Consider the following 13,393-nt stretch of genomic DNA (forward strand, 5'->3'; position numbering starts at 1 on the left):
GTGGCCTCCGTTATTTGCCGCTGAGCGAGTTGTGGATCAGTTCAAGCCAGTTCGGTACCGTCATGTTGAAAGACTCGATCATTTTCATGTCGAAGCCGCGGAAGAAGCCGCTCAACACAAACAGCAAAACGATGGCGACCATCATCACTTTGGTGACATGGTTCCAGCCGCTCTCTTCTACGCCTTTACCGATCAAAATACCCAGTACCAGCCCCGGTACGGCGTTCCCCATGATGAGCTGCGCCGCGCCGCCGAAAACGGTGGCCCAGAAGCCCGATTTTTTACCAGCGTCGATCGCCGCTAACCAGAAGATCACAGGCATGACGATGTTGACCAGCAGGTTTGCCGCCGGTACCAGCACCTTAACCGCCGTCACCTGTAGCGCTTCTGGCACGGATGAGGCGGTCAGGTTAAGGAACGTCACGACGATCATGCCGATGACGGCGCAGGCGATCGCCATTTTTTTCGGGTCGTGCAGCGTCTCGCCGACGTTACGGTTTTTGATCATTAGCGCCGCCGCGCCCCAGTTAGGGATGATGCGGTGATCGACATCCTGGGTGAACGATCCGGCCGCCACAGACGAGGCCCAGGCGTTAAAGAAGAAACCCAGCCCAAAGGAGAAGTGAGATGCCGGGTCGCCTTCACAAGAGTTGAGTTCGCCCAACGTACGGAACGCGCCCATCCCCTGCGTGGTTGGCGCGTGAAACATGCGTGCAGCCCCAGCGCCCACCCCTACGCCGACCAGCGCACCGATAATGAGCGATTTAATTAGTATTATCAGGAACATAACTATGCCTTTTTAATAAAAATCAGCGTTTCGCGACGAAATCCACCCTGTCGAGATTGATGGCGGTCACGTTGACGGTCACATCCAGCTCCACGCTGTAAGTGCGTCGTTCCCGGCGCAAAAAGAAAAACAGAAAGGCCTCTTTACGCACCGACTCATGCGCCTGAACAATCCGCACATCCTGTGGCTCAATACGCAGTAAGATATACGGCGACTCTCTCATCACCGCCGACTGAACATGGTTCAGCGCATCGGCAAAGGCGCGTGCTTTGGCGTCGCCCTTGCCTTTTACTCTCACCGTGGTGGTGAATTGCTCTTTCATCATCAGGCGCCGTATTTCTTTTGCCACGCCTGCACCAGGCGCTCGCCGAGCTCTTCTTTATCCATAAAGCCGAAACCCAACACGTTGCAGCCTTCATTGATAGCGGTGACGCCTTCATCCACTGACCGCATTCCATATTTGGCTTTGTAGCCATGCTTGTTTTGCGCGGTGATAGCGCCCGCGCCGCCGCTGCCGCAAAATGAAATGCCGAAGGTGGCGTTTTCCGCTTTCATCACATCGCCCAGCTTCATGTCTGCCGCGACGCCCGGTACGACGACCGCGCGACCGCCCGCTTTTTCCACGCCTGCCGCTACTTTCTGGCCTTTACCCAGGCGATCGCCAATCACGACGGTAATCTGTTCCATTTTTTGCTCCTTAGAGGTTGTCTTTCGCGACTTCAAAATGTACCGATAATAGCCAGGCTTCTTCGTCAGGAAGGTTGCCAAACGCCGCCACGATTTCGCGGGCGAGCGCCATTGATTCGGCTGAGATTTCATCAAACAAGCTGGCATCGACTTCCGGTAAAGGCTCGCCGGTAATTGACCGGTGCGCCATCGCGCGAACGTGCGAGGTCAGCATTTGCGTCTGTACCGCATTGGGGACAATGTGATGCCGCCCCAGCAGGCTATCCACCTGCGTTAACACCTGTTCAGCCAGTTCGTTAATTCGCTCACCAGCATCGTGTTTTACTGCTCCGTTATCCACGCGTCTCACCCCGTTAATGGCAATGAGATAAAACTAGCGGTAAGGGTTAAAAGTTTGTAGCGAGTTATTTTCCACCTCGAAGTGGAAACGCGAGTGGGATAGGTGATCTGCGCCACAGAAAAGGCGGCATTAATGAATTAATGCCGGGAAAGTGTGAGATCTATCGCGGCATAAAGAGGAAATGGCGAAACAATGACGTTGTCGTATAAAGTGAGAAAGTGTGATGGGTATTACAGTTTGCCGGATGGCGACCTGCGGATAAAGCGAAGCCGCCATCCCACAAAAATTAACGATACTTCTTATGATACGTATTGCGGGTGGTTTTTAGCGCTTCCGCCGCCGCTTTCGCTTCTTTAACGTTACCTTCGTTCGCCAGCTTCAGCGCGCCATCAATTTGGCCGACCAGAATGTCAAAACCGTGACGAAAATCCTTCATTTCCGGGCTATCCGGCGCTTTATCTTCCAGCTTTGGCGGCGTAGCTTTTTGAGCATCCAGCGCGGCCGCGCGCATTTTGGTTAATGCCGCTTTCAGTTCAGGGGCACTATCCGTTTTCTCAACAACTTTCAGATTATCATTGAGAATATCCATATTATCTTCAAGATCGGCAGCAAAAACAGCCGAACCGAATACCAGCGATGACACAGCAAGAATAGCTAACAGGCTTTTACGCATTGCTCACTTCCTTTTTTATTATTAACGATAAGTGTAATACCCTGAATAATTCGGGTCGCAGGCAGCCAACGCGCCTGCAGCCTGAAGTATGACGGGTATTATTGTCCGGCGATTTTCATCTCCGGTAACAATACCGAACCACACTGTATATTACTGCGCGTTTCAATATCATCACCTACGGTGACAATATTACGCCACATCTCTTTTAAATTACCGGCAATGGTAATTTCACTTACCGGGTACTGGATTTCACCATTTTCAACCCAGAATCCCGCAGCGCCGCGGGAGTAGTCGCCGGTAATACCGCTGACGCCCTGGCCCATCAGTTCCGTCACCACCAGGCCGGTGCCCATCTCTTTCAGTAACTGCTCAAAGTTCAGCCCCTGCCCGGCGATACGCCAGTTATGAATGCCGCCGGCATGACCGGTACTTTTCAGCCCCAGTTTGCGGGCGGAATAGTTGGTCAGCAACCATTGCGTCAGTACGCCATCCTTCACAATGTCCCGGCGCTCCGTACGCACGCCTTCGCTGTCGAACGGCGAAGACGCCAGCCCTTTTAGCAGATGCGGGTGTTCTTCGATGGTTAACCATTCCGGCAGAATTTGTTTGCCCAGCGAGTCGAGCAGAAAAGTGGATTTACGGTATACCGCGCCACCCGCAATAGCCCCGACCAGATGACCAAATAGCCCTGTCGCCACTTCATTGGCGAAAATGACCGGCGCTTTCATGGTGGAGAGCTTGCGCGGCGACAGGCGGGATAAGGTACGGCGCGCGCACTCGGCCCCGACCCATTCCGGCGCTTGCAGATCCGCCATTGCCCGACCGATGGTGTAAGCGTAATCACGCTCCATATCGCCGTTCTCTTCGGCGATGACGCAGCTTGAGAGCGAATGGCGCGTGGAGCAATATCCCTGCAACATGCCGTGGCTGTTGCCGAACACTTTAATGCCGTAATGGCTGTTAAAACTACCGCCTTCGGTATTGGTGATGCGTTTATCCGCCTTTAGAGAAGCCTGTTCCGCACGCGCGGCCAGTTCAATGGCTTCGTCTGGCGTAACCTCTGCCGGGTGGAACAAGTCCAGATCCGGCGCGTCAAACGCCAGCAGTTCTTTGTCCGCCACGCCTGCGCACGGGTCCGGCGACGTGTAACGCGCGATATCCAGCGCGGCCTGCACGGTACGGGCAATCGCCTGCGGACTTAAATCCGTCGAAGAGGCGCTGCCTTTGCGGTTCTGGTGATACACCGTAATGCCCAGCGCGCCGTCGCTATTAAATTCGACATTCTCTACTTCACCATAACGGGTGCTGACGCTAATGCCGGTGGTCTTGCTGACGGCGACTTCCGCCCCATCCGATTTGCCTGAGGCTAACTCCAGCGCTGTCGAAACTGCTTCTTCCAGAATCTTACGCTGCGCTTCAACTTGTGAGATTACTTTCATTGCAAATGCCATAATGTAGAGAGAGTTTCTCTGAAGTCTAACAGAGAACCGTTTTTCAGTGCGCATCTTAACTGGTAACATTAGCCTCTTTTTTTAAGGAGCCTGACATGACAAAGCAGCCCGAAGACTGGCTCGACGACGTTCCCGGTGATGACATCGAAGACGAAGACGATGAAATTATCTGGGTCAGTAAAAGTGAAATTAAACGCGATGCCGAGGAATTAAAACGCCTGGGCGCGGAACTGGTGGATCTGGGGAAAAACGCGCTGGATAAGATCCCGCTGGACGCCGATCTGCGCGACGCCATTGAACTGGCCCAGCGTATCAAAATGGAAGGACGCCGCCGCCAGTTGCAGCTTATCGGAAAAATGCTGCGCCAACGCGACGTTGAACCTATTCGCCAGGCGCTGGACAAGCTGAAGAACCGCCATAATCAGCAGGTGGTGCTGTTTCACAAGCTTGAGCATCTGCGCGATCGTCTGATCGTCGAAGGCGATGACGCGGTAGCCGAAGTACTGACCCTGTGGCCGCACGCCGATCGTCAACAGCTTCGTTCATTGATCCGCAATGCGAAGAAAGAGAAAGAAGGCAACAAACCGCCGAAATCAGCGCGTCAGATTTTCCAGTATCTGCGCGAGCTGGCGGAAAACGAAGGGTAATTGCCGTAAATGACCGCGCCAGCCTGTGGCGCGGTACAGGCAAATCCACCCTTTTTTAACGTCCGAGTAACTCCCGCTCGATCCGCTCGCGCGTTTCCACCGCCTGAACACTCATTTTTTCAGGATAACCAAACAGCGACGTGGTGATAATTGCCTCACCGCCCACCTTAAACGTGCGGTTTGCAAAATCCATTTCACGCAGCGCCTAGAATAGCGCGTCAAAATCAACCTCACCTTCTCCCAGCCCGATGTGCTGATGAATCGTCGCATTCACGCCAGGCGGGTTCATGATATAGCGGCAGGGAAGCGTGTGGTTGTGCGTATCGGCCAGCAGAACATGCGAAAGATCGGCCCCGGCATAGTTCAGCATCCTTGCGACGTCGCCCTGCCCTTTATCGTAAAAGAAGCCATGCGGTGCGCTGTACAGATAGGTCACGTTATCACTACGCAAAGACTGCACCATGTCGACCGTCTCATCGTTCAGTTCGCAGAAATCCCAGGGGTGAGACTGAATTTCGATTCGAATTCCCTCTCGTTCCACGATCGGCAGCAGTTCCTCCATGGAGCGATACCACATCTCTTCACAAATCTCCGGCTCATCCGGCGTCCCGGAAAGCTCGGTATTAATCACCTGTACGCCCATATCAACGGCAATCTCAATCATCCGCTTCCAGTTGGTTACCGCGGCGCGCCGACGCTCTTCATCGGGGCCGGACCAACGATAAACCACAATAAATGACGAGATTTCCACACCGTAGTTCTGCAAGGCGCGTTTATATTCCTGCATGGTATCGCGACCAGCTTTAGGGTGTTTATAAAACGGATTAATACGCGGGTGCGGCGACTGCTCAATATATTTATACCCCCACTCGGAAACCTGCCGTACCATTTGGGTAATGGGTAAATGTTTAATAACATCGACATCAAAAGCAATTTTCATTGTAAATACCACGCTGCGGAAACTGAAAACGGTCACCTGGAAATTAGCTGTATCATTGCAGCAGCAATGACACGCTGCGATTAATTTGTTCCTCTATTTCCGCCTCACTCCAGGAAGCCAACTGGGAAGAAAAAGGTTCAAAAGCGTAAATACCGCGATATCCCATATTTTCCAGACGCTGCACCTGCTGGTAATTCTGCATTACATCCTTTTCACTCAGCATAATACGCTGCTCATCAGCCAATGCTTCCGTTGGTCGGGTGTCTTCCACACCGGACAAATGCACCAGCCCGATAGCAGAAATATCAATGCGCGACGCAAACTCCTTTTCGGCCTCTTCGTACAGATGATGATGGAAGGTATCCAGCAAAACCTTAAAGGGGGAACCTGCTTCCCGGATCAGTTGCTGAGCCCAGACGGCAGAACGCAGCGAACTTACGCGGAATCCCAAAGGTTCAACCAGCCCCTGAATATCATACCGGGCAAAGAGATCGCTCAGTCGTTTTATTGCCTCAACCGTAACCTCCGGCGGCACAATCGTTCCATCATTCAGCGGACAAAGAACTAATGCCCGCGCGCCGACTCCCTGTGCGTCTCGTAATAATCCTTCCGTTTTTTTTACTACCTCCTCGGTCAGTTGGTTAAAGGGATAGACCGCATTAATTGTGACAATTTCAAGTCCATACTTTTCTGCCAGGTTACGCACCTGATTATAATTCAAGTCATCAGTAACGCTGCCGCTTGGCATATCATTACGCAATTCCACTTTATTAAACTCAAGACGTTTAACCAGTCGAAAGAATGCTTCTATGCTTAGACCCGGTGCAATTTTCCGGTTAATACAAAACCGTGTTTTTTCGATATTCATTATTTTCTCCCTGAACGTATATGAGTGGGTAAATAACCGTAATCCGTTAGTACAATTTAACGTAGGGTGAAAAAACCGGCTTTATCAATCTTGATAAAAACCGGTTTAATTTAGTGATGAACATCACAGGCTATAAGGGATTTTTGAAGAATATTTGAAGCTATTTCTCGCCAGGCACTTTAAGAAACTGCACCAGGATGCCGCTGAATAAATAGAGCCCCGCCATAGTATACATCACCACGCCGGTGCCGAACCCTGCCAGAACGGAGACCAGCGCTGGCCCAACGAAATTCCCCAGGCCGGAGCCAAAGTTCACGGCCGAGTTCGCCGCCCCCTTCTTATCCGGCGCCATCATCGGCACCAGCGGCGTCATTGGCACAAAGCCAGCCAGCCCGGCTCCCCACAAACACATCGCCAGCATAAAGGCGACATAGTTATGCCCCCATATCATCGGCACCCAGTAAACAATCAGCGTAGCGACACCAGTCAGGATGCTGCCAAAAGTCTGGATGGTTCGGCGAAAACCAATTTTATCGCCCATCCAGCCAAAGATAATGTTGAAGACCTGGTTAGAGATAAAGGTAATCCCCCAAATACTCGCCCATTCCTCAAGCGTAAAGTGCTTATCCAGCAGAAACAGAGGTAATACGACAACAAAACCATAGGTGCCAAGACCGTTAATAGTTTTGACAATCACCGCCAGACCGATCCGTGGCCGTTCATACATAATGGAGATACCCGCAGATAACTCTTTGAAGACCGGCGTCGTTCGCGGTTTCAGAATGAATTCATTGCGTTCCAGCACCAGCATGAAGAGAACCCCCAGCAGCGCAACGCCCATCCCGGCCCACATCACGTTGATATGCCCCAACGCAGGAATTAACGACGCCGCCACCACCGGCCCAATGATAGTAAAACCAAGGTTATAGACCACCCAAAACAGCGAGGTGCCGATCCCTTGCTGGTGATTATCCAACTGGATGGTCAGGCGTACCAGGAAGGAGTAACAGACCAGCGGATACCCCACGCCACGCAGCATATAGGTCACGAGAATGGCGCCAAAATCATGGCTGGGTAGCGCAAAGTTCAGAAACGCGACGGAAGCCAGAAGATAGACGATAAAACCGGTAACCATCACCTTTTTAGGACCAAAAACGTCCACACAGACGCCGGATAGCCAGGAGGTGATCGCGACCACAATCCCATATCCGGCAAAAATCTGCCCGATATGCGCCTGATCAAATCCCTGCGTATTTAACCAAGCAGATAACCAGCTGTTCTCAATACAGCCGCCCAACATAAATAAAAATGTTCCCAGGTAGCTCCAGATAAACTTACCTGGTTTTATATAAAATGTCTGGGGCAGCGTTGCCTGCATTTCTTTCATTTTATTACCCTCGGTATAGAAAAGCTCTCACACTTTTCAGTGCGAGAGTTTCTTCATTATTAACAGATGCAGTTAAAGATAAATATCGCTTGTTATTTTCACCGGCAGCCCGCTTTTTAATGATTGCTGCGCGGCAATAGCGATACGCTGGGCCAATAATGCGTCTTCGCCGGTACAGACAACCGGCGTATGATGCAGGACTGAATCAATAAAGTGTAATATTTCCGTTCGGTAAGCTTCGCGATAACGGACCGTGAAATCAGGAAGGGGATTTTTCATTATGCAGTGCTGGCTGTTGAAAACTTTCACCGTCGATTCACTAACGTTATCCGCATACGCCATCCCTTCTGAGCCAAAAACCTCCACCCGTTGGTCATAGCCATATACCGCCCGACGGCTGTTATCAATGAGCGCGTAGCCGCCGTTTCTGAAAGTCAGCATCACCGCAAGCGTATCAACATCATCAATATTTTTCAGGCTGGGATCAATCAGCGTATTGCCCTTAACATAGACTTCGCTGACTTCATCCTGCATCATAAAACGAGCCATATCAAAGTCATGCATGGTGAAGTCAAAAATCAGACCGCCAATACGTTTGATCAGTTCATGGGGTAGCAGGTCCGGATCGCGGGAGGTGATTTTTATCATCTGGGGCCGACCAATCTTGCCGCTGCGCACCAGCTCAAAGACCTCGTGAAACTGAGGATCAAAACGGCGGTTAAAGGCAACCTGCAACGTCACCCCCTTCTCTTTCACTTTTCTCAGCACCGCCATTGAGGCCTGCTCATCTTCATTCATGCTGAGCGGTTTTTCACAAAAAATGTGCTTCCCCGCCTGCGCTGCCGCCGTGACGATCTCTTCGTGCATATCCGTTGAGGTGAAAATAAAAACTGCCTCTATATCATCACGCTGTAAAAGTTCCTGATAATTTTTATACCCTGAAGTTATATTTACCGAATAAAGCCAATCGCTCATCTCCTCAATAAAATAATCGGCGGCGCAGATAATATCTAATTGAGGCAGTAAATACATATTCTCAACATGCATTTTACCTACCCGACCGAGGCCAATAACACCACATCGAAGCTTTTTCATTCGTACCTCTTAATCTCATGAATAGTAAATTTAAAACCGCAAAAGAAAAGCACCCGTAATTCTGCGAAAAACGGATCGTTTTATTTTGCCGTTCTGAAAAGCAAACAATGCGTTGACGCTGTATCGTTCAGGTTGCAGAACAATAACCACACTTCTGCAACCTGAACGACGGCAAATTAATCAGTACTGCCGGGCCTGTCCGATATGTTCCTCAAGAATACGCGCTACCGCCTGGATACGTTCGCTACGGGATACCTGCGCCCCGCCAACGCGCCACCAGCTCAGGTACTTATGCACCATCGTTTTGGGAAGCACTTTTATGTCTATCAGCGTGCTCACGGTCTGTTTACGAGCATCTTCCAACGCTTCATGCAGTTGTTCAATGGTGGTGACGCGATAGCTTTTACAGCCATATCCTTCAGCGATGCGAGCGAAATCGACCGGGATAAACCCGCCTTCCTGACGACCGCTCTCCTGCTGATGGAAACGAAACTCGGTGAAGTAACTGTCCATACCGTGTTCCATTTGCAGATTATTGATACAGCCGTTGGTCATGTTATCGAGCAAAATGACGGTAATCTTTTTCCCCATCTGGACGGAAGTGACCAACTCAGAGTGCAGCATCATGAACGAACCGTCGCCCACGAAGCTGTACACCTCGCGCTCCGGCTGCGCCAGTTTGGCCCCCAATGCGGCATTGACTTCGTAGCCCATACAGGAGTAGCCGTACTCGACGTGGTAATCATTCTCGCCGCGGCTTTGCCAGACACGCTGGAGGTCGCCCGGCAGGCTGCCCGCCGCCGCCACCACCAGCGCGTTTTCCGGCAACATCCGGTTAAGCACGCCCAACACGCGCGTCTGGGTCAGCCACGACCGCGTAATCTCATTAAACTCTTCAAACACCTTTTGAGTATCCATATGATCCTCAATTTCAGGTTTGAAGCCCTCTCCGCTATATTCCACAGCATAGACGCGCTCAACTTCCGCCATATATTGCGAGCGGACGCGGTGAATAGTCTCACCCCATTGCGAAGCATAATGCTCCTGGGCCAGCCGTTCGCTAAGCTGCGTCAGGGCGACGCGAGCGTCACCCTGCATCTGTACGCCATCCAGCTTGAAGACATCAAAGCGGCTAACGTTGATATTTAAGTAGCGCACGTCGGGATTCTGGAAGATCCACTTTGAGGAGGTGGTGAAATCGGTATAGCGCGTCCCTACACCGATAATCAGATCGGCCTCCTGCGCCAGCAGATTCGCCGCCAGTGAACCGGTTTCGCCAATCCCGCCGACGTTCAGCGGGTGTGCAGAACTGAGCGCTCCCTTGCCAGCCTGGGTTTCAGCAATCGGCAGATGACAGCGTTCGGCAAATCTCAGCAGCGCCTCTTCAGCCTGCGAGTACTTCACGCCCCCGCCGCAAACGATCAGCGGCCGCTGGTGGCGGCGAATCAGCGCAACCGCCTCGTTCAGCATCGGCTCCGTCGGCGCGTGACGCTCAAGACGATAGACCCGGCGAGCGAAAAAATAATCCGGATAATCCCAGGCTTCACCCTGCACATCCTGTGGCAGGCAAAGCGTCACGGCCCCCGTATCCGCCGGATCGGTTAACACCCGCATCGCGCTGATACAGGCGCTCATTAGCTGTTCCGGACGCGTAATGCGATCCCAGTAGCGGCTAACTGCACGGAAAGCGTCATTGGTGCTCAGCGTCAGATCGTGTTCTTGTTCAACCTGTTGCAAAACCGGGTCGGGTTGACGCGATGCGTACACATCGCCCGGCAGCAAAAGCAGTGGAATACGGTTAGCCGTCGCGGTCGCCGCTGCGGTGATCATATTGGCGGCCCCTGGCCCCACTGAGGAGGTGCAGGCATAAATCTGATGGCGACGCATCTGGCGGGCAAACCCCGTCGCGATATGCGCCATTCCCTGTTCGTTACGCCCTTGATGAACGCTAAGTTGGCCACAGTCCTCTTCCAGCGCTTGCCCCAATCCGACGACGTTCCCGTGGCCAAAAATGGCGAAAATCCCTTTTACAAATTTGATTTCGCTGCCGTCTACGTCGATGTACTGATTATCAAGAAAGCGCACCAAAGCCTGCGCCATGGTCAACCTGATTGTTTTCATGTACCCCACCTGCTTTTATCAACCGTTCGGCTGTCGTTGCCTGCTTATGCATCGCTTCAGCCCCAAAAACACAGAGACTTATCATAGGATCAAAATTTCCGTTCTCACAATTATATGGAATTTATATTTCATTTATGGGAAGGAGATCAAAAAACGGTTAAAAAATTTCGCCATTTAGGCGTATTTTTCATGAAAATGAAATTTATCTTCCACGTGCTTTTAAAAGAAATAACACATTAATAATCAATCAATTAAAACAAAAAACACAACAAAAAATGATTATATCCGTTGCCCGGAAATGCCATTTCTGTGATCTTGTTCAAACAATAAATGAAAACATTATTTCCATTTTTATTGAAAATGAAATCACCAAACCTTAGTATGGGCAAAAATAACACCGTCTTCTGTTAGGGGATATGTCAATGAATAAAGCAGTCAGTAGTGAGCAAAAGCCGCTGGACGTTATCTGTCTGGGACGAGTCGCCGTTGATTTGTATGGTCAACAAATCGGGTCGCGGCTGGAGGATATGACGACTTTCGCTAAATATTTAGGGGGATCGTCAGGCAATGTTGCCTACGGCACGGCCATTCAGGGATTACGTTCCGCTATGCTGGCCCGCGTCGGCGATGAGCATATGGGACGTTTCGTTCGTGAAGAATTAAACCGCGTTGGTGTGGATACGCAGTGCCTGCTGTCGGATCGCGATCGTCTGACCGCGCTGGTGATCCTCGGCATTAAAGATCAGGACACCTTTCCTCTGATCTTCTACCGCGATAACTGCGCGGACATGGCGCTAACACCTGAGGATATCCGCGAAGATTACATCGCTTCTTCACGCGCATTAGCCGTCACCGGTACCCATCTTTCTCACCCCAATACGCGCGCCGCCGTTCTTAAAGCGCTGGAGTATGCGCAAAAACACGGGCTGCGGCGGGCACTGGATATCGACTACCGCCCCGTACTGTGGGGCCTGACGTCGCTAGGAGACGGTGAAACGCGTTTCATCGCCTCATCACAGGTTACCGAACAGCTCCAGCAGGTATTGCGCCATTTCGATCTGATCGTTGGGACCGAAGAAGAATTCCATATCGCCGGCGGCAGTACCGACATGCTGACCGCCCTGCGGCGCGTCCGTCAGTTGACCCAGGCCGTACTGGTGTGCAAACGCGGCGCGCTGGGCTGCTCAGTCTTTGAAGGCAACATCGCCGATGACTGGTCGCAGGTGAAGATACATAGCGGCGTTCGCGTAGACGTTCTGAACGTTCTGGGCGCGGGCGATGCCTTTATGTCAGGACTGCTGCGGGGATACCTGAACGATGAAAGCTGGGAGCAAGCCTGCCGTTATGCAAACGCCTGCGGCGCGTTAGTGGTATCGCGCCACGGTTGTGCCCCCGCCATGCCAACCAAAAAAGAGCTGGACGACTACCTCGCGCGTGAACAATCCATCACCCGGCCAGACAAAGACCCGCGGCTGAATCACCTTCATCGGGTCACAACCCGTAAACAGCACTGGCCGGAGCTGTGCGTATTCGCCTTTGACCATCGCAAGCAACTGGTGGATATCGCAAATGAAGTCGGCGCCAGTGAATCCGCGATCCCCCCCCTGAAGATGCTACTGCTGGAAGGGGCACGTCAGGCGGCGCTTGAGGCCGGTTTACAGAATAATAGCGGCATCCTTGCCGATACCACCTTTGGTCAGCAGGCGCTTAACGACGTGACCGGCCAGGGATGGTGGATTGGCCGACCGGTTGAGATGCCCGGTTCGTATCCGCTGAAGCTGGAACATGGCGATATTGGCTCTCAGCTTGTCAGCTGGCCGCAAGAGCACGTCGTGAAATGTCTGGTCTTCTATCATCCACTCGATGCAGAGTCGGTACGTCTTGAACAAGAGGCGCTCATTGACGAGGTTTACCGCGCCTGCTGCCAGTCTGGTCACGATCTGCTGCTGGAAGTCATCTTGCCGCGCGATGCGGCAGACCAAAATGAGCAATACTATCCTCAGATTGTGGAACGTTTTTATCAACTGGGGATCCTGCCGGACTGGTGGAAACTGCCGCCGTTAAGCCCAGATCGTTGGCGAGAAATCAGCCAGCATATTGAGCATTATGACCCTGAATGTCGCGGTATATTGATACTTGGCCTGGACGCACCGGAAAGCGAGTTGAAGTCAGGATTCGCCGCAGCAGCGGATATGCCCTGGGTGAAAGGTTTCGCCGTCGGCCGGACCATCTTTGGCGAACCGTCACGCCAGTGGTTAGGCGGCCAGCTTAACGATGAACAGCTCATCGCAACGGTGAAACAAAAATACCGCATGCTTATCGACTACTGGCGCGAATACCGCCCGGCACGTTAATGCCTGCCTCATCACGCCCCGTGTCTGCATCGGACAAGGGACG

At 52.1% G+C, this 13,393-nt stretch carries 12 protein-coding genes and 1 pseudogene; 2 read left to right on the forward strand and 11 right to left on the reverse strand.

The window, feature by feature from the left end; all coding sequences use genetic code 11:
* Nucleotides 1–10 precede the first annotated feature (10 nt).
* The 6 genes from J4728_RS10065 to pmbA form a co-directional block, all read right to left on the reverse strand.
* Entirely contained in the window at nt 11–787 is a 777-nt protein-coding gene (locus J4728_RS10065) for a DUF4311 domain-containing protein (protein WP_000478578.1), read from the reverse strand.
* Nucleotides 788–809: 22 nt separating this feature from the next.
* A complete protein-coding gene (locus J4728_RS10070; protein ID WP_000975187.1) occupies nt 810–1,112 on the reverse strand; it encodes a DUF4312 family protein in 303 nt (100 codons plus the stop codon).
* Nucleotides 1,112–1,474 (reverse strand): SFCGS family glycine-rich protein, encoded by a 363-nt coding sequence (locus tag J4728_RS10075; RefSeq protein ID WP_000435389.1) that lies wholly within the window; start codon nt 1,472–1,474, stop codon nt 1,112–1,114. Before J4728_RS10075 ends, J4728_RS10070 begins: the two co-directional genes overlap by 1 nt.
* Nucleotides 1,475–1,484: 10 nt before the next feature.
* Nucleotides 1,485–1,823, reverse strand: a complete 339-nt coding sequence (locus J4728_RS10080) for a glycine dehydrogenase (RefSeq protein ID WP_001255104.1) — start codon at nt 1,821–1,823, stop codon at nt 1,485–1,487.
* A 277-nt stretch (nt 1,824–2,100) separates the two neighbouring features.
* On the reverse strand, nt 2,101–2,487 hold the full coding sequence (gene cybC / locus J4728_RS10085) for a cytochrome b562 (RefSeq protein WP_001232231.1): 387 nt from the start codon (nt 2,485–2,487) through the stop codon (nt 2,101–2,103).
* Nucleotides 2,488–2,585: 98 nt separating this feature from the next.
* Nucleotides 2,586–3,938 (reverse strand): metalloprotease PmbA, encoded by a 1,353-nt coding sequence (pmbA, locus tag J4728_RS10090; RefSeq protein ID WP_000852994.1) that lies wholly within the window; start codon nt 3,936–3,938, stop codon nt 2,586–2,588.
* Nucleotides 3,939–4,033: 95 nt separating this feature from the next.
* Between pmbA and yjgA the strand changes: the two genes are divergently transcribed.
* The gene (gene yjgA / locus J4728_RS10095; RefSeq protein ID WP_000166287.1) at nt 4,034–4,585 is read left to right on the forward strand and encodes a ribosome biogenesis factor YjgA; all 552 of its coding nucleotides are present in this window, start codon (nt 4,034–4,036) and stop codon (nt 4,583–4,585) included.
* A 55-nt stretch (nt 4,586–4,640) separates the two neighbouring features.
* Here yjgA and iolH read toward each other — a convergent pair.
* The 5 genes and pseudogenes from iolH to iolD all read right to left on the reverse strand — a co-directional run bounded on the left by iolH (nt 4,641) and on the right by iolD (nt 10,996).
* Nucleotides 4,641–5,525, reverse strand: a pseudogene (gene iolH, locus J4728_RS10100) (sugar phosphate isomerase/epimerase IolH).
* A 52-nt stretch (nt 5,526–5,577) separates the two neighbouring features.
* Entirely contained in the window at nt 5,578–6,393 is an 816-nt protein-coding gene (iolI2, locus tag J4728_RS10105; protein ID WP_001019386.1) for a 2-keto-myo-inositol isomerase IolI2, read from the reverse strand.
* A gap of 160 nt (nt 6,394–6,553) precedes the next feature.
* Nucleotides 6,554–7,780, reverse strand: a complete 1,227-nt coding sequence (locus J4728_RS10110; RefSeq protein WP_208211697.1) for an MFS transporter — start codon at nt 7,778–7,780, stop codon at nt 6,554–6,556.
* A gap of 72 nt (nt 7,781–7,852) precedes the next feature.
* Nucleotides 7,853–8,875, reverse strand: a complete 1,023-nt coding sequence (iolG2, locus tag J4728_RS10115; RefSeq protein WP_024149458.1) for a D-chiro-inositol-2-dehydrogenase IolG2 — start codon at nt 8,873–8,875, stop codon at nt 7,853–7,855.
* Nucleotides 8,876–9,055: 180 nt separating this feature from the next.
* A complete protein-coding gene (iolD, locus tag J4728_RS10120; RefSeq protein WP_208211698.1) occupies nt 9,056–10,996 on the reverse strand; it encodes a 3D-(3,5/4)-trihydroxycyclohexane-1,2-dione acylhydrolase (decyclizing) in 1,941 nt (646 codons plus the stop codon).
* Nucleotides 10,997–11,412: 416 nt separating this feature from the next.
* Here iolD and iolC point away from each other — a divergent pair, with 416 nt between their 5' ends.
* A complete protein-coding gene (iolC, locus tag J4728_RS10125) occupies nt 11,413–13,350 on the forward strand; it encodes a bifunctional 5-dehydro-2-deoxygluconokinase/5-dehydro-2-deoxyphosphogluconate aldolase (RefSeq protein ID WP_208211699.1) in 1,938 nt (645 codons plus the stop codon).
* The last annotated feature ends 43 nt before the right edge of the window (nt 13,351–13,393 follow it).

Source organism: Salmonella sp. 32070601201500089SM (genome assembly GCF_017573605.1).
Classification (GTDB): Bacteria; Pseudomonadota; Gammaproteobacteria; order Enterobacterales; family Enterobacteriaceae; genus Salmonella; species Salmonella enterica.

Bases quoted from the DNA above. Each gene is read 5' to 3' on its own strand.
- J4728_RS10065 (WP_000478578.1), bottom strand. From the start codon at position 787: ATGTTCCTGATAATACTAATTAAATCGCTCATTATCGGTGCGCTGGTC.
- J4728_RS10070 (WP_000975187.1), bottom strand. From the start codon at position 1,112: ATGATGAAAGAGCAATTCACCACCACGGTGAGAGTAAAAGGCAAGGGC.
- J4728_RS10075 (WP_000435389.1), bottom strand. From the start codon at position 1,474: ATGGAACAGATTACCGTCGTGATTGGCGATCGCCTGGGTAAAGGCCAG.
- cybC (WP_001232231.1), bottom strand. From the start codon at position 2,487: ATGCGTAAAAGCCTGTTAGCTATTCTTGCTGTGTCATCGCTGGTATTC.
- pmbA (WP_000852994.1), bottom strand. From the start codon at position 3,938: ATGGCATTTGCAATGAAAGTAATCTCACAAGTTGAAGCGCAGCGTAAG.
- yjgA (WP_000166287.1), top strand. From the start codon at position 4,034: ATGACAAAGCAGCCCGAAGACTGGCTCGACGACGTTCCCGGTGATGAC.
- iolI2 (WP_001019386.1), bottom strand. From the start codon at position 6,393: ATGAATATCGAAAAAACACGGTTTTGTATTAACCGGAAAATTGCACCG.
- J4728_RS10110 (WP_208211697.1), bottom strand. From the start codon at position 7,780: ATGAAAGAAATGCAGGCAACGCTGCCCCAGACATTTTATATAAAACCA.
- iolG2 (WP_024149458.1), bottom strand. From the start codon at position 8,875: ATGAAAAAGCTTCGATGTGGTGTTATTGGCCTCGGTCGGGTAGGTAAA.
- iolD (WP_208211698.1), bottom strand. From the start codon at position 10,996: ATGAAAACAATCAGGTTGACCATGGCGCAGGCTTTGGTGCGCTTTCTT.
- iolC (WP_208211699.1), top strand. From the start codon at position 11,413: ATGTCAATGAATAAAGCAGTCAGTAGTGAGCAAAAGCCGCTGGACGTT.